This is a genomic window from Janthinobacterium sp. 344 (genome assembly GCF_900112025.1).
GTDB lineage: Bacteria > Pseudomonadota > Gammaproteobacteria > Burkholderiales > Burkholderiaceae_D > Janthinobacterium.
Genome location: NZ_FOKL01000007.1, coordinates 46720 through 61007 on the forward strand (window position 1 = coordinate 46720; position 14288 = coordinate 61007).

Annotated in this window: 15 protein-coding genes; 14 read left to right on the forward strand and 1 reads right to left on the reverse strand. The window is 62.5% G+C overall.

The annotated features are described in order from the left end of the window. The first annotated feature begins 357 nt into the window (after positions 1-357). From flhD to cheY, 14 genes are all read left to right on the forward strand, one after another. Positions 358-675 (forward strand): flagellar transcriptional regulator FlhD, encoded by a 318-nt coding sequence (gene flhD, locus BM193_RS18675; protein WP_034758381.1) that lies wholly within the window; start codon positions 358-360, stop codon positions 673-675. Positions 676-713: 38 nt separating this feature from the next. Next, positions 714-1274, forward strand: a complete 561-nt coding sequence (flhC, locus tag BM193_RS18680; protein ID WP_092799783.1) for a flagellar transcriptional regulator FlhC — start codon at positions 714-716, stop codon at positions 1272-1274. 104 nt (positions 1275-1378) lie between these two features. Beyond that, positions 1379-2140 carry a class I SAM-dependent methyltransferase gene (locus BM193_RS18685; RefSeq protein ID WP_092799781.1) on the forward strand — a complete coding sequence of 254 codons (762 nt, stop codon included), beginning with the start codon at positions 1379-1381 and terminating at the stop codon, positions 2138-2140. A 218-nt stretch (positions 2141-2358) separates the two neighbouring features. Beyond that, positions 2359-3219 (forward strand): flagellar motor stator protein MotA, encoded by an 861-nt coding sequence (gene motA, locus BM193_RS18690; protein WP_092799779.1) that lies wholly within the window; start codon positions 2359-2361, stop codon positions 3217-3219. A gap of 58 nt (positions 3220-3277) precedes the next feature. Then, positions 3278-4255, forward strand: coding sequence for a flagellar motor protein MotB (gene motB, locus BM193_RS18695; RefSeq protein ID WP_092799777.1), 978 nt, complete (start codon positions 3278-3280; stop codon positions 4253-4255). Between the two features lie 47 nt (positions 4256-4302). Then, positions 4303-4851: a chemotaxis protein gene (locus BM193_RS18700; RefSeq protein WP_092799775.1), complete on the forward strand. Its 549-nt coding sequence runs from the start codon at positions 4303-4305 to the stop codon at positions 4849-4851. 83 nt (positions 4852-4934) lie between these two features. Next, on the forward strand, positions 4935-5300 hold the full coding sequence (locus BM193_RS18705; protein WP_034758362.1) for a response regulator: 366 nt from the start codon (positions 4935-4937) through the stop codon (positions 5298-5300). Positions 5301-5343: 43 nt separating this feature from the next. Then, entirely contained in the window at positions 5344-7575 is a 2232-nt protein-coding gene (gene cheA / locus BM193_RS18710) for a chemotaxis protein CheA (protein WP_092799773.1), read from the forward strand. Between the two features lie 11 nt (positions 7576-7586). After that, complete coding sequence (locus BM193_RS18715; protein WP_092799771.1) at positions 7587-8093, forward strand: chemotaxis protein CheW; 507 nt, start codon at positions 7587-7589, stop codon at positions 8091-8093. Positions 8094-8281: 188 nt separating this feature from the next. Further along, the gene (locus tag BM193_RS18720) at positions 8282-10015 is read left to right on the forward strand and encodes a methyl-accepting chemotaxis protein (protein WP_092799769.1); all 1734 of its coding nucleotides are present in this window, start codon (positions 8282-8284) and stop codon (positions 10013-10015) included. 70 nt (positions 10016-10085) lie between these two features. Then, positions 10086-10958, forward strand: a complete 873-nt coding sequence (locus tag BM193_RS18725) for a CheR family methyltransferase (protein ID WP_092799767.1) — start codon at positions 10086-10088, stop codon at positions 10956-10958. A 9-nt stretch (positions 10959-10967) separates the two neighbouring features. Further along, positions 10968-11576 carry a chemoreceptor glutamine deamidase CheD gene (gene cheD / locus BM193_RS18730; RefSeq protein WP_034758343.1) on the forward strand — a complete coding sequence of 203 codons (609 nt, stop codon included), beginning with the start codon at positions 10968-10970 and terminating at the stop codon, positions 11574-11576. A gap of 109 nt (positions 11577-11685) precedes the next feature. Beyond that, complete coding sequence (locus BM193_RS18735) at positions 11686-12756, forward strand: protein-glutamate methylesterase/protein-glutamine glutaminase (protein ID WP_092799765.1); 1071 nt, start codon at positions 11686-11688, stop codon at positions 12754-12756. A 147-nt stretch (positions 12757-12903) separates the two neighbouring features. Then, positions 12904-13302, forward strand: coding sequence for a chemotaxis response regulator CheY (gene cheY, locus BM193_RS18740; RefSeq protein ID WP_010396677.1), 399 nt, complete (start codon positions 12904-12906; stop codon positions 13300-13302). A 71-nt stretch (positions 13303-13373) separates the two neighbouring features. Here cheY and BM193_RS18745 read toward each other — a convergent pair whose 3' ends face one another. Beyond that, on the reverse strand, positions 13374-14267 hold the full coding sequence (locus BM193_RS18745) for an SDR family NAD(P)-dependent oxidoreductase (protein WP_092799903.1): 894 nt from the start codon (positions 14265-14267) through the stop codon (positions 13374-13376). Positions 14268-14288: the final 21 nt, after the last annotated feature.

The window sequence follows — 14288 nt, forward strand, 5'->3', positions numbered from 1 at the left end:
GGCAAGGCGGCAAGTTTCTGAAATATTTTTTAAAACAGGCCTAAAGTTCCTGCCGAGACCGCCGTTACATAGCGTAGAAGGCTTGATTAAGGTCAAGTTGTTGTAAAAAAGTGATATTAAATGCAGGTCAAAAACCAGCCGAATCTGGTGTCCTGCCTGCTTCCAGAATCCGCGCCGCCACAGGCGTGCGACCATGATCGAATGGTGTTTGTCAGACAAACACCTACGGTCCTATCCGTCATTCCCCGACCAAAAATACAGAGCTGCACCTCTGTTGCGTTTGATGTTGCTCCTGCAGAATGTATCTCACTGGCAACACACACTGCCAGCAGAATTCAACGGATTGAGGAGATGGAAATGACTGCTAACGATATGATGGCTGAGATTCGCGACGCTAACCTGAGCTACCTGATGCTGGCCCAGCAAATGATTCGTGCAGACAAGGTAACGGCCATCTTCCGTTTGGGCATTGCCGCCGAAATCGCCGAACTGATCGAAGGAATGAGCAATGCCCAGATCCTGAAACTGGCTGGCGGCAACATGATGCTGGCCCGCTTCCGTTTCGACGACAGCGCCATCCTGGGCATGCTGACGAACTACAATAAAGACCGTTCGCTGGCCCAGTCGCATGCCGCCATCCTGATGGCTGGCCAAGGTGTGGAAGAGATCGCTTAAGCGTCCTGATACGTACCCGTACACCTGGAGCAACTAGCATGGCCAAGAAAAGTGTCGTATCGGAAGCGCAGGAAATCCAGCTGGCCATCGAATTGATCCAGCTGGGCGCCCGTTTGCAATTGCTGGAGACGGAAGTGTCGCTGTCGCGCGAGCGCCTGCTGAACCTGTACAAGGAATTGAAGGGCGTCTCGCCGCCGAAGGGTATGCTGCCGTTTTCCACCGACTGGTTTCTCACCTGGCAGCCGAACATCCATTCCTCGCTGTTCATCAATATCCATAAATTCCTCGTCGAGCACGCCGGCGCCACGGGCATCGAAGCCGTGATGAAGGCGTATAAACTGTACCTGGAGCAAATGCCGCCCGAAGCGGGCGAAGAGCCGCTGCTGTCGCTGACGCGGGCCTGGACCCTGGTGCGCTTTTTCAGCAGCAAGATGCTGGCCATGGCGCCCTGTGGCAAATGCGGCGGCAAGTTCGTCGTCAATTGCCTCGACCTCAACGCCGATTATGTCTGCGGCCTGTGCCACATGCCTTCGCGGGCCGGCAAGACCAAGAAGGCGCGCGATGAGGCGGCCGCCGCCGCGCCGGGCGCGGTTGCCTGAGTCCCCGCTGAGATAAAGAACAGCCGGAGCCGGTCGCCAGACCGCACTCCGGTTTTTTCATGCCGGCATCGCTTACACTGGCGTTTTCTTCCTTGAACTTGTCCATGCTGCAACAGATCCTGCGCGCGCCCGCGCTCAAGGCCATCCTGATCCAGGTGCTGGCCTTTCCCCTGATGTTGCTGCTGGTGTATGGCCTGGCGCGGGCCGGCGTCGCCATGTCGCTGCTGGCCGTGGCCGGGGTGCAGGGCGTGCTGGCGGCGGCCATCACCTGGCGCGCGGGGCTGGCGCGCTGGTGGTGCGCCATCGGCCTGCTGTTCGCGCCGGCCCTGCTGGGCGCCAGCCGGCTGGCCTTGCCGCCCGTCGTCTTCCTGCTGGCCTTTCTCTTCCTGCTGAGCCTTTACTGGTCCACCTTCCGCACGCAAGTGCCGTTCTACCCATCGGGGCCGAAGGTGTGGCGGGCCGTGGCAGACTTGATCGCCGAGCGGCCCGGCGTGCGCCTGGTCGACATCGGCAGCGGCCTGGGCGGCCTGGTGCTGGACCTGGCGCGGCGCCGGCCCGACGGTCAGTTCGACGGCATCGAGCTGGCGCCGCTGCCGTGGCTGGTGAGCCGCCTGCGCGCGCGGCTGGCGGGCAGCCGCGCGCGTTTCCTGCGCGGCGACTACGAGGCGCTCGATTTCGGCCGCTACGATGTGGTGTTCGCCTACCTGTCGCCGGCGGCGATGGCGGCCCTGTGGCGCAAGGCGGCAGCGGAAATGTTGCCCGGAAGCATGCTTCTTAGTTACGAATTCAAGATTGCCGCGCGGGCACCCGATAAGACCATTGCCACCACAGAGCGTGGCCCCTTGCTCTACATATGGTGCTTTTAAGCAATTGTCTGCGTTATTTGCTTGCCCGGAGGACAATCTCACGTTATTGTAGTTCCACACGGCATTTTGTTGAAATGGTGTTGAAATGCGGGCCGTTTCAATCTACCTTCAGTTACATTTTTCCGCTGCTCACCGCCCGCGGCGCCGCCGCCGGCCGCAGGGAGCTGGTTTGAGCATGCCGGGCGCGTCAGCCCGGTCCTAATTGGGAGTCAGGGCACTTGTTAGTCATAATCGGATACATCATCGTCTGCGCCTCGGTCTTTGGCGGTTTCGCGCTGGCGGGCGGCCATCTGGCGGCGCTGTTCCAGCCGCTGGAGCTGCTGATGATCGGCGGCGCCGCCCTGGGCGCCTTCCTTGTTGGTAACAATAACAAGGCCATCAAGGCGACCCTGGCCGCCTTGCCCAGCCTGTTCAAGGGTTCCCGCTATACCAAGGAACTGTACATGGAGCTGATGTCGCTGCTGTTCGAAGTGCTGAGCAAGGTGCGCAAGGAAGGCTTGATGTCGATCGAAGGCGATATCGACAAGCCGGAAGAGAGCCCGCTGTTTTCCAAGTATCCGGCCGTGCTGGCCGACCACCACATCGTCGAATTCATGACCGATTACCTGCGCCTGATGGTGTCGGGCAATATGGATGCGTTCCAGATCGAAAACCTGATGGACAACGAGATCGAGACGCACCATCACGAAGGCGCCGTGCCGGCCCACGTGATCGCCAAGGTGGGCGATGGCTTGCCCGCCTTCGGTATCGTCGCCGCCGTGATGGGCGTGGTGCACACGATGGAATCGGTGGGCATTCCGCCGGCCGAGCTGGGCATGCTGATCGCGCACGCGCTGGTCGGCACCTTCCTCGGCATTCTGCTGGCCTACGGTTTCGTCGGCCCGCTGGCCAGCCTGCTGGAGCAGAAGCTGGAAGAGTCGAGCAAGATGTTCCAGTGCGTGAAAGTGACCCTGCTGGCCAGCCTGAACGGCTATGCGCCGGCGCTGGCCGTGGAGTTCGGCCGCAAGGTGCTGTTCTCGACGGAACGCCCGACGTTCAACGAGCTGGAAGACCACATCAAGAAATCGAAAACGAAGTAAGCAGTGAATATACGCCTGGACACCATGAGTCATTTGCAGCACACGGAAGGGGGACGCCATGGCCGATGAAGGCATGCGCCCGATTATCGTCAAGCGTATCAAGAAGACGGCTGGCGGGCACCATGGCGGGGCGTGGAAAATCGCCTACGCCGACTTTGTTACGGCCATGATGGCCTTCTTCCTGCTGATGTGGCTGCTGGGTTCCACGTCGAAGGGCGACTTGAACGGCATTTCCGAATTCTTCAAGACGCCGTTGAAGGTGGCGATGGCGGGCGGCTCCGGCAGCGGCGAAAGCAATTCCGTGATCCAGGGCGGCGGCCAGGACCTGTCGCGCCAGGATGGCCAGGTGCGCAAGGCGCAGGAAGAGCAGCAGCGCAAATCGTTCGACCTCAATTCGGCCAAGGCCGCGCTCGAGCGCGAAGAGGGCCGGCGCCTGCAGGCGCTGAAGGCGCGCATCGAGGCGACCATCGACGCCAACCCCCTGCTGAAAAAATACAAGAACCAGCTGTTGCTCGATATCACCAGCGAAGGCTTGCGCATCCAGATCGTCGACGAGCAGAACCGTCCGATGTTTGCGCTGGCCAATGCCAATCTGCAACCCTACACCAAGGAAATCCTGCATGCCATCGGCTCCGTGCTGAACGAGGTGCCGAACCGCATCGGCCTGTCCGGGCACACGGATTCGACGCCGTACATGAGCGACGCCGGCTACAGCAACTGGGAATTGTCGGCCGACCGCGCGAACGCGTCGCGGCGCGAACTGATCATCGGCGGCATGAAGGAAGAAAAAGTGTTGCGCGTGGTGGGCCTGGGCTCGGCCGCGCACCTGGACAAGCTCGACCCGTTCAACCCGATCAACCGGCGCATCAGCATCATCGTCATGAACAAGCGCACGGAAGAGAACGTCCTGCGCGATGGTTCGGCGATGGAGCTGCCGGTGAGCGACGCCGCTTCCGCCGCTGTCGCCTCGGGACTGGCGGCCGGTGCGCCGCCGGCGGCAGCGCCCGTCCCCAGCCCGGCAGCGGCGAAAAAATAACACGCATGGACCGTCAGCGCGTGGTGTATTGAAACAATGAGACCTTTATGACAAGAAAGAAAATACTTGGCTCGCATGTAAAACGCCTGCTGTCTGGCGTGTCGGACCATGGCCGCAAGCACTTGACGGAGGTGGAAACCGACCTGGTGCAGACCGGCATCTTGCTGGAAGAGGCGATCGAGAAGCTGTCCTTCAATTTCATGGCGATCCACGCGGCCGTCGCGGCGCAGCAGGACACGATCGCCATGCTGCTCGACGGCGGCGTGCCGCCGGCGGAGCAGCGCGAGAAACTGCTGGCGCTGCAGGATGAGGTGGGGGGCTATGTGAATGCCGCCATCACCAGCCTGCAGTTCCAGGACATGACCAGCCAGCTGATCGAGCGCACCCTGAAGCGCGTGACGGGCTTGCGCGAGTTCCTCGGGACCCTGGGCTCGCACGGCGCGGAAATGCTGCCGGAGAGCGACAACGAGGAAATCGTCGCCTTGCTGGGGCGGGTCAGCATGGCGCTGGCGATACAAAGCCTGGAGTTGCGCAGCGTGCTGCGCAAGGCGGTCAGCCAGCAGCATCTGGAAAGTGGCGACATCGAGCTGTTCTAGCATGAGGATGCGGAACGCTTGCGGTTGCATGGATTGATTAATCAAATACTCGGGCAGGATGCCCGGAATAAGTGGGAGCAAAGATGGCCAAAACGATACTTGCAGTGGACGATTCCAGCTCATTGCGCCAGATGGTGGCGTTCAGCCTGAAAGCCGCCGGTTACCAGGTGGTGGAGGCCGTGGATGGCCAGGACGGACTGGAAAAAGCCAAGCTGCAAACCGTGGACCTGGTCTTGACGGACCAGAACATGCCGCGCATGGACGGCCTGGAGCTGATCAAGCTGCTGCGCGAACTGCCGACCTACCAGAAGGTGCCCATCCTGATGCTGACGACGGAATCGTCGGACGAGATGAAGTCGAAGGGACGTGCCGCCGGCGCCAATGGCTGGCTGGTGAAGCCGTTCGATCCGCAACGCCTGATCGAAGTGGTCAAGAAGGTGATTGGCTGATGCCAGCCGCGCAGCGCAACGATGCACATGACGGAGTCACCCTATGACCATCGATATTAGCCAGTTTTTTCAGGTCTTTTTCGATGAGGCCGAAGAACTGCTGGCTGAAAAAGAACGGCTGCTGCTGGCCGTCGATATTGCGGCGCCCGACGCCGAAGACCTGAATGCCATTTTCCGCACCGCCCACTCGATCAAGGGCGGCGCATCGACGTTTGGCCTTTCCGACATGAGCGAGGTGACGCATATCCTCGAGTCGCTGCTCGACCGCATCCGTCAGGGCCAGATGGCCCTGACGGCGGAACACGTCGACGCCTTTTTGGCGGCCAAGGATATCCTCAAGATGCAGCTCGACGGCCACCGCCTGGGCAGCCCCGTCGACCAGGACGCCGTCGCCAACGTGCGCATGATGCTGCAGTCGTTTTCGCAGGACGTGCCCGTGGCGGCGCTTACGCCCGTCGCGCCGGCTTTCCATACGGCGGAAAAGGAAGTCGTCAGCCATGCGGGCGGACAGCGCTATCGCCTGGAGCTGCCGAAGATGGAAGAGCGCGAAGTCGATGCGCTGGCGGCCGAACTGGGCTTGCTGGGCGATGTCGCCGTATCGAGCCTGCCCGATGCGCGCAAGGTGCTGGAAGTGACCACGCATGAAAGCCTGGACGATATCCTGGCCATCTGCTCGTTCGTGCTCAATCCGGACGACATGGTGATCACGCAGGCGCCGCCACTGGCGCCCGGCGAAGCCGACGCGGCCCAGCTTGCCCGCGCGGCACAGGAAAAGGCCCAGGGCTACGGCTTCTTCGATCCCCTGCCTGGCGCACCGGCCGCCGCGCAGGCGCCGGCCGACCCTGGCTATGGCTTCTTCCAGCCGCTCGATGAAATTCGCGCCGCCGCCGGCGTGCAGAGCGACGCCGAACGCGGTTACGGTTTCTTCCAGCCGCTCGAACAGATCCGCGCCGACGCGGCCAAGGCCAATCCGTCGACTGCGGCCGCCGCGCCCGTGACGGTCGTTGCCGCCGCCGACGCGGAGCAGGACAGGAAGCCTGCTAAGAAAGAGGGCGACAAGGCGGGCGCCGAATCGTCGTCGATCCGCGTCTCGATCGAAAAGGTCGACCAGCTGATCAACCTGGTGGGCGAGCTGGTGATCACGCAGGCCATGATCGAGCAGCGCGCCGGCGCGCTCGACCCGATGCTGCATGAAAAACTGCTCGACAGCGTCAGCCACCTGACGCGCAATACGCGCGACTTGCAGGAAGCGGTGATGTCGATCCGCATGATGCCGATGGATTTCGTCTTTTCGCGCTTCCCGCGCATGGTGCGCGACCTGGCGACAAAGCTGGGCAAGAAGGTCGACTTCATCACCAACGGCGCCGCCACGGAACTCGACAAGGGCCTCATCGAGCGCATCGTCGACCCGCTGACGCACCTGGTGCGCAACAGTATCGACCATGGCGTGGAAATGCCGGCCGCCCGCGTGGCCGCCGGCAAGACGGAGGCGGGTCGCTTGTTCCTGTCGGCCAGCCACCAGGGCGGCAATATCATCATCGAAGTGTCCGATGACGGCGCGGGCCTGAACCGCGAGCGCATCCTGGCCAAGGCCATGCAGCAGGGCCTGGACGTGTCCGAATCGATGAGCGACGCCGACGTGTGGCAGCTGATCTTCGCGCCCGGTTTTTCCACCGCCGAAGCCGTCACCGACGTGTCGGGCCGCGGCGTGGGCATGGATGTCGTCAAGCGCAATATCAGCGCCATGGGCGGCGTCGTCGACATCCGCTCGGCGAAGGGCTTCGGCACGACGATTTCCATCTCGCTGCCGCTGACCTTGGCCATCCTCGACGGCATGTCGATCCGCGTGGGCGACGAGGTGTATATTTTACCGCTGGGCTTTGTCATCGAATCGCTGCAGCCGGCCGTTGAAGACATCAAGGACATCAGTGGCAAGGGGCAGGTGGTGAAGGTGCGCGGCGAATACCTGCCGCTCATTCCGCTGTACCAGATGTTCGACATCGCGCCGCGCTTTACCAGCCCGTCGGAAGGCATCTGCGTGATCCTCGAGACGGAAGGGCGCAAGGCGGCGCTGTTCGTCGATGACCTGGTGGGCCAGCAGCAAGTCGTGGTGAAGAACCTCGAATCGAATTACCGCAAGGTGGTGGGCATCTCGGGCGCCACCATCCTGGGCGACGGCGGCGTGTCGCTGATTCTCGACGTCGCCGCCCTGATCCGCTCCTCCCGCCAGCTGGCGGACGAGTCCCTTTTCGCAACACAGACAGATAACAGATAGGAAAACGCACCATGTCAGATACTCAAGCACTTTCCGGCAGCAAACCGGGCGACGGCAAGGACATCGCCGGCCGTGAATTCCTGGCCTTTACCCTGGGCTCGGAAGAGTACGGCATCGATATCCTGAAGGTCCAGGAAATCCGCGGCTACGAAGCGGTCACGCGCATCGCCAACGCGCCTGAATTCATCAAGGGCGTGATCAACCTGCGCGGCATCATCATTCCCGTGGTCGATATGCGCATCAAGTTCAACCTGGGCACGCCCGTGTACGACCAGTTCACGGTGGTGATCATCCTGAATATCGGTGGCCGCATCGTCGGCATGGTGGTCGACAGCGTGTCCGACGTGACCACCCTGAGCCCGGAGCAAGTCAAGCCGGCGCCGGAAATGGGCACGGCCTTCTCGACCGACTACATGATCGGCCTGGGCACCATCGACGAGCGCATGCTGATCCTGGTCGACATCGACAAGCTGATGTCGAGCAGCGAGATGGGCCTGATCGACAAGCTGGCGGCGTAAGCGCGCTGGCAGGCGGCGCCAGGGGCGCCGCCGTTTCACCGCAAAGCATCACTACAGATATGCATGTACCGGCGCGGGCATTGGCCAGAGGCGCGCCGGCAGGCTGCAAGGTCCGTCAGAGACCAGGCCACAACACGGCGCCGTCCGGTTGAACGGGCGCCGTTCACACATCTATATTGGAGACTGTAATGAGTTTGCGCGATTTTAAGATAGGCACGCGGCTGGGTTTTGGTTTTGGCAGCATCCTCGCCATCCTGGTGGTGGTGGTCGTCTCGGCGAATGCCCTGAATTACCGTAACAAGGCCCAGCTGCTGAGCGGGCTGGCAGTGGCAAGCGAAAAGAATACGCAGGCGTCGCTGATGAAAAGCGCGATGCTGGAAACCGGCATCGCCATGCGCAATATCGGCTTGCAGGGCGACGTGGGCCTGATGCAGGCGGAAGAAAACAAGGTGCGCGAGCAGCGCAAATTGTATGACGGCGCGCGCGAGAAGCTCGCTGGCCTGGGCCTGTCCGACAGCGAGAAGGCGCTGCTGGCGAATATTTCCAAGGTCGATGGCGACGTCGATGCCGCCTTCAAGGAAGCGATGGGGCAGGTGCTGGCGTTTAACAGCGAAGGCGCCGCCAAGGTCATCGCCACGCGCATCGACCCCTTGAACAAGAAGACGTTGGCCGACATCAACAAGCTGCTCGACCTGCAGCACGTGGCGCAGCAAAGCTTCATGGACGGCTCGCTGGCGGCCGATGCGCGGCTGATGACGGTACTCTTGATCCTGGGCGGCGTGGCCGTGGCGATCGGCGCCTGGTGCGCGATTTTCATCACGCGCTCGATCACGCAGCCATTGTCTGGCGCGCTGGCCGTGGCGCAGAAGGTGGCGGCGGGCGAGCTGACCTCGCGCGTGGTGGTCGAAGGCAAGGACGAGACGAGCGCGCTGCAGCAGGCGCTGAAGGACATGAACGACAGCCTGGTGCAGACGGTCAGCAATGTGCGCAACGGTACGGAAACCATCACCGTGGCGTCGCGCGAGATCGCCAGCGGCAATGCGGACCTGTCGGCGCGCACGGAAAACCAGGCCAGTTCGCTGGAAGAGACGGCGTCGTCGATGGAGGAACTGACGTCGACCGTGAAGCAGAATGCGGACAATGCGCGCCAGGCCAACCAGCTGGCCGTGTCGGCATCGTCGGTGGCGGAGCAGGGCGGCAAGGTGGTGGCGCAAGTGGTCGACACCATGGGCTCCATCAAGGACAGTTCGCGCAAGATCGTCGATATCATTGGCGTCATCGATGGCATTGCGTTCCAGACGAATATCCTGGCCTTGAATGCGGCCGTGGAAGCGGCGCGCGCGGGCGAGCAGGGACGCGGTTTCGCCGTGGTGGCGACCGAAGTGCGCAACCTGGCGCAACGCTCGGCCGGCGCGGCGAAGGAGATCAAGGGCCTGATCGGCGACTCGGTGGACAAGGTCGACGCGGGCAGCCGCCTGGTGGACGAGGCGGGGCAGACCATGGGCCTGATCGTCACCTCGATCCGCCAGGTGGCCGATATCATGGGCGAGATCACGGCGGCGACGCAGGAGCAGAGCCATGGCATCGAAGAGGTCAACCAGGCCATCGCGCAGATGGACCAGATGACGCAGCAGAACGCGGCGCTGGTCGAGGAAGCGGCGGCGGCGGCCGAAAGCATGCAGGACCAGGCGCAGATGCTGGCGGACGCCGTCAGCATCTTCAAGCTTGGTGGCGAAAGCCAGGCGCCGGCCGCAGTGCAGGCGGCCGTTGCCGCGCCGGCAAAAGCGGTGGCGGCGCGTCCGGCCCTGCAGGCGGCAAGTACGGCGCGGGTGGCAAGGGTAGCCAAGGCGGAAAAGGCGGCAGCGCCGGCACCCGCGAAAAAGCTGGCGGCGGCCGGCGGCGACGATTGGGAAGAGTTTTAAGACCTCCCCCGGTCCCGCTAGTTATACTGCAAAGGCATTGTTCAGAGTAGTCATAGAGAGGTAAAAACACATGCCGCAAACTAAAACGGATTCGGTCAAGGAGTTTGACTTCACTGGCAAGGATTTCGAGCGGGTCCGCGCCATGATTTACAAGCGGGCCGGCATCGCGCTGGCCGACAGCAAGCAGGAGATGGTCTACAGCCGCCTGGCGCGGCGTTTGCGCGCGACCGGCATTTCCTCGTTCGTCCGCTACCTGGACGACCTGGAAGCGGGCCGCATGGGCGATGAGTGGGAGGCGTTCACGAATGCGCTGACGACCAACCTGACATCGTTCTTCCGCGAGGCGCATCACTTCCCCCTGCTGGCCGAGCACGTGAAGAAATTGAGCGGGCCGATCACCATCTGGTGTTCGGCCAGTTCCACCGGCGAGGAGCCGTATTCGATCGCCATGACGGTGTGCGAGGCGTTCAATACCCTGACGCCGCCCGTCACCATCATCGCCACGGACATCGACACGAACGTGCTGGCCACGGCCGCCAATGGCGTCTACAACCTGGATCGCCTGGACAAGATGCCGGCCGACCGCGCGCGGCGCTTCTTCTTGCGTGGCAAGGGCGACCGCGAGGGGCAGGTGCGGGTGCGCCCGGAGCTGCGCCAGATGATCACCTTCAAGCCGCTCAACCTGCTGGCCGACAGCTGGCCGCTGACGGGGCAGTTCGACGTCATCTTCTGCCGCAACGTGATGATTTATTTTGACAAGGCGACCCAGCGCAAGATCCTGACGCGCTTTGTGCCATTGATGAAACCCGATGCCCTGCTGTTCGCGGGCCATTCGGAGAATTTTCTGTACGTGTCGGATTCATTGAAGCTGCGCGGTAAAACAGTTTATGAGCTCGACCAGCCCAGGGGCGGCGCGCCCAAGGCCTCGTTGCATCGTACATGAGAGTGAAATATGAGCCTGGAATCCAAAGAGCAATTTGCCACTAACGTCTATTACGACAGGACGTTCAATTGTGACGCCGCCAAGATCCTGCCCGGTGAGTACTACTTCACCAACAAGGACATGTTGATCGTCACCGTGCTCGGCTCCTGCGTATCGGCCTGCATCCGCGACCGTGTCACGGGCCTTGGCGGCATGAATCACTTCATGCTGCCGGACGGCGGCAGCGATCCGAACAGCCCGATCTCGGCCTCCATGCGCTATGGCACCTACGCCATGGAGATCTTGATCAACGATCTGCTGAAGGCGGGCGCGCGGCGCGAAAACATGGAAGCGAAGGTATTCGGCGGCGGCGCCGTGCTGCGCGGCTTCACGGCGATCAACGTGGGCGAGCGCAACGCGGCCTTCGTCATCAACTACCTGAAGGCGGAAAAGATGCGCGTGGTGGCGGAGGACCTGAACGACATCCACCCGCGCAAGGTGTATTTTTTCCCCCGCAGCGGCAAGGTGCTGGTGAAAAAGCTGATGCAGACGCATAACGACACCCTGGTGCGCCGCGAACTCGATTACGCCAGCCGCCTGAAGGTCGCGCCGGTCGGCGGCGAGGTCGAGCTGTTCTGATCAACACCCGGGCGTACCTGCCGCGCGTGGCGCCGTGCGGCCAGCGGCGGTGTGCCACGGGGGACTCATTTAATAAGGAATACGGGCCGGCAGGCCCAGAGGATAATTTATGAAGATCAAGGTATTGATCGTGGATGATTCGGCGCTGATCCGCAGCGTCATGACGGAAATCGTGAACAGCCAGCCCGACATGGAAGTGGTGGGCGCGGCGCCCGATCCGCTGGTGGCGCGCGAAATGATCAAGCAGACCAATCCCGATGTGCTGACCCTGGACGTCGAGATGCCGAAGATGGATGGCCTCGATTTCCTGGAAAAGCTGATGCGTTTGCGCCCGATGCCGGTGCTGATGGTGTCGTCCTTGACGGAGCGCGGCTCGGAAATCACCATGCGCGCGCTGGAACTGGGCGCCGTCGATTTCGTCACCAAGCCGAAGATCTCGATCCAGAGCGGCATGCGCGAATACACGGACATGATCGCCGATAAAATCCGCGCCGCCTCCAAGGCGCGCATCCGCGCGCGTACCCTGCCGTCGGCCAGCGACAAGACGGCCGCGCCGCTGCCGGCCTTGCGCAGCCCGCTGACGTCGAGCGAGAAGCTGATCATCGTGGGGGCGTCCACGGGCGGCACGGAAGCGATCCGCGAATTCCTCATGCAGATGCCGTCCGATTGTCCCGGCATCCTGATCACGCAGCACATGCCCGAAGGCTTTACGCGCTCGTTCGCGCGGCGCCTCGATTCGCTGTGCAAGATCTCGGTGCAGGAAGCGGCGGGCGGCGAACGCGTGCTGCCCGGCCACGCCTACATCGCGCCCGGCCATTCGCACCTGACCCTGACGCGCAGCGGCGCCAACTACATGACCAAGATCGACCAGGGCGAACCGGTGAACCGCCACCGCCCGTCCGTCGACGTGCTGTTCCGCTCGGCCGCGCAATCGGCCGGCAAGAATGCCGTCGGCGTGATCCTGACCGGCATGGGCAAGGATGGCGCGCAAGGCATGCTGGAGATGAAGGCCGCAGGAGCGTATAATTTCGCGCAGGATGAAGCCAGTTGCGTGGTGTTCGGCATGCCGCGCGAGGCGATCGCCATCGGGGCTGCGCATGAGGTCGGTGCCCTGACGGCGCTGCCCGGCATGGTGCTGGGCCACCTGGCGGCACATGGCATGCGCGCTTTGCGCGTGTAAGCCACGTTTTATATGATCTGAGGCAAGTTTGTTCGCCTAAAAGCAACGAAAATGCTATCCTACAACTTGCTGCCGTAGTGTCGACCATAATGTCGGCATTCATGTCGATATTATTAACAAACCGCTACAGAAACAACGGAGTTATTCATGGCTGATCCAAAGATGAAATTTTTAGTCGTTGACGATTTTTCGACGATGCGCCGCATTGTCCGGAATCTGTTGAAGGAACTGGGTTATGCCAACGTCGACGAGGCGGAAGACGGCGTCATGGGCCTGGCCAAGCTGCGCGCGGAATCGTATGATTTCGTCGTCTCGGACTGGAACATGCCGAACATGGATGGCCTGACGATGCTGCAGCATATCCGCGCCGATCCGGCACTGGCCAAGCTGCCCGTGCTGATGGTGACGGCTGAAGCGAAAAAGGAAAACATCATCGCCGCCGCGCAAGCGGGCGCCAGCGGTTATGTCGTCAAGCCGTTCACGGCCGCGACCCTCGATGAAAAGCTGAACAAGATTTTCGAGAAGCTGGAAAAAGCCGGCGCCTGATCCCGGCGTGCGCGCTTGAAAAAAAACGCTGCCAGCGCAAGCTGGCAGCGTTTTTTTTCGTCTGTTGCCAGTCAGGCCGCCGGGTGAATGCTGAGCAAGTCGGCGATGCCGATGCGGCGGGCAAAGTCGATGCGCGCCTGCTCGGCCACTTCTGACACGGCCTGCGCGCCGTCGCCGATAAAATCGATCACCGTGCGGAACGGGCGCTGGCCGGCCGGCAGGCCTACCACGCGCACGATCTCGCCGGCCACCGCCTGCGGGTCGGCATCGGGCGGTGTCAGGGCCGACAGGCGTTCTGCCACCTGGTCCATCAAGCCCTCATAGCGCGCATACGCGGCGCTGGTGCTGCGGTCCGCCGGCTTGCCCGCGTTGGGGAAATGCGCCGTGCCGCGCGTGAAGGCACCCGGCGTGACGATGGATGTCTCGATGCCAAAGCGCGTCAGTTCATACGCCATCGTGACGGCGATGGAATCCATGGCCGCCTTGGCCGCCGCGTATGGCCCCATGAACGGCGGAAAGCCGCCGCGCGTGGTGCTGCTGCCGACCCACAGCAGCAAGCCGCTGCCGCGCGCCCGCATGGCTGGCAGGGCAGCCTTATTGACGCGCTGGGCGCCGATCACGTTGGTGTCGAAGACGTGCTGGATTTCGTCCGGCGCAAACGCTTCCATGGGCCCTGTGACAAGGCCGCCCGCATTGTGGACGACGACGTCGAGCCGGCCCTGTTCGGCCAGGATGGCGGCGATGGCGGCGTCGGCCGACGCTTGCGACAGCACGTCCAGTTCCAGCGCGCGCAGGTCGCCGCCGTGCCTTGCCGCGTCGTCGCGCAGCGCTCGCACGCGCGGCGCATTGCGTCCCTGCGTGTCGCGCATGCTGGCGTAGACGATATGGCCGGCGGCGGCCAGCGCGCGGGCGGAGAGGGCGCCGATGCCGGTCGAGGCGCCGGTAATCAAAATGACTTGTTGCATGATGGTGTCCTTTGCCAGATC

Excerpts from the sequence above, each read along its gene's own strand:
- flhD (WP_034758381.1), top strand. The coding sequence starts at position 358 with ATGACTGCTAACGATATGATGGCTGAGATTCGCGACGCTAACCTGAGC.
- flhC (WP_092799783.1), top strand. The coding sequence starts at position 714 with ATGGCCAAGAAAAGTGTCGTATCGGAAGCGCAGGAAATCCAGCTGGCC.
- BM193_RS18685 (WP_092799781.1), top strand. The coding sequence starts at position 1,379 with ATGCTGCAACAGATCCTGCGCGCGCCCGCGCTCAAGGCCATCCTGATC.
- motB (WP_092799777.1), top strand. The coding sequence starts at position 3,278 with ATGGCCGATGAAGGCATGCGCCCGATTATCGTCAAGCGTATCAAGAAG.
- BM193_RS18700 (WP_092799775.1), top strand. The coding sequence starts at position 4,303 with ATGACAAGAAAGAAAATACTTGGCTCGCATGTAAAACGCCTGCTGTCT.
- BM193_RS18705 (WP_034758362.1), top strand. The coding sequence starts at position 4,935 with ATGGCCAAAACGATACTTGCAGTGGACGATTCCAGCTCATTGCGCCAG.
- cheA (WP_092799773.1), top strand. The coding sequence starts at position 5,344 with ATGACCATCGATATTAGCCAGTTTTTTCAGGTCTTTTTCGATGAGGCC.
- BM193_RS18715 (WP_092799771.1), top strand. The coding sequence starts at position 7,587 with ATGTCAGATACTCAAGCACTTTCCGGCAGCAAACCGGGCGACGGCAAG.
- BM193_RS18720 (WP_092799769.1), top strand. The coding sequence starts at position 8,282 with ATGAGTTTGCGCGATTTTAAGATAGGCACGCGGCTGGGTTTTGGTTTT.
- BM193_RS18725 (WP_092799767.1), top strand. The coding sequence starts at position 10,086 with ATGCCGCAAACTAAAACGGATTCGGTCAAGGAGTTTGACTTCACTGGC.
- cheD (WP_034758343.1), top strand. The coding sequence starts at position 10,968 with ATGAGCCTGGAATCCAAAGAGCAATTTGCCACTAACGTCTATTACGAC.
- BM193_RS18735 (WP_092799765.1), top strand. The coding sequence starts at position 11,686 with ATGAAGATCAAGGTATTGATCGTGGATGATTCGGCGCTGATCCGCAGC.
- cheY (WP_010396677.1), top strand. The coding sequence starts at position 12,904 with ATGGCTGATCCAAAGATGAAATTTTTAGTCGTTGACGATTTTTCGACG.
- BM193_RS18745 (WP_092799903.1), bottom strand. The coding sequence starts at position 14,267 with ATGCAACAAGTCATTTTGATTACCGGCGCCTCGACCGGCATCGGCGCC.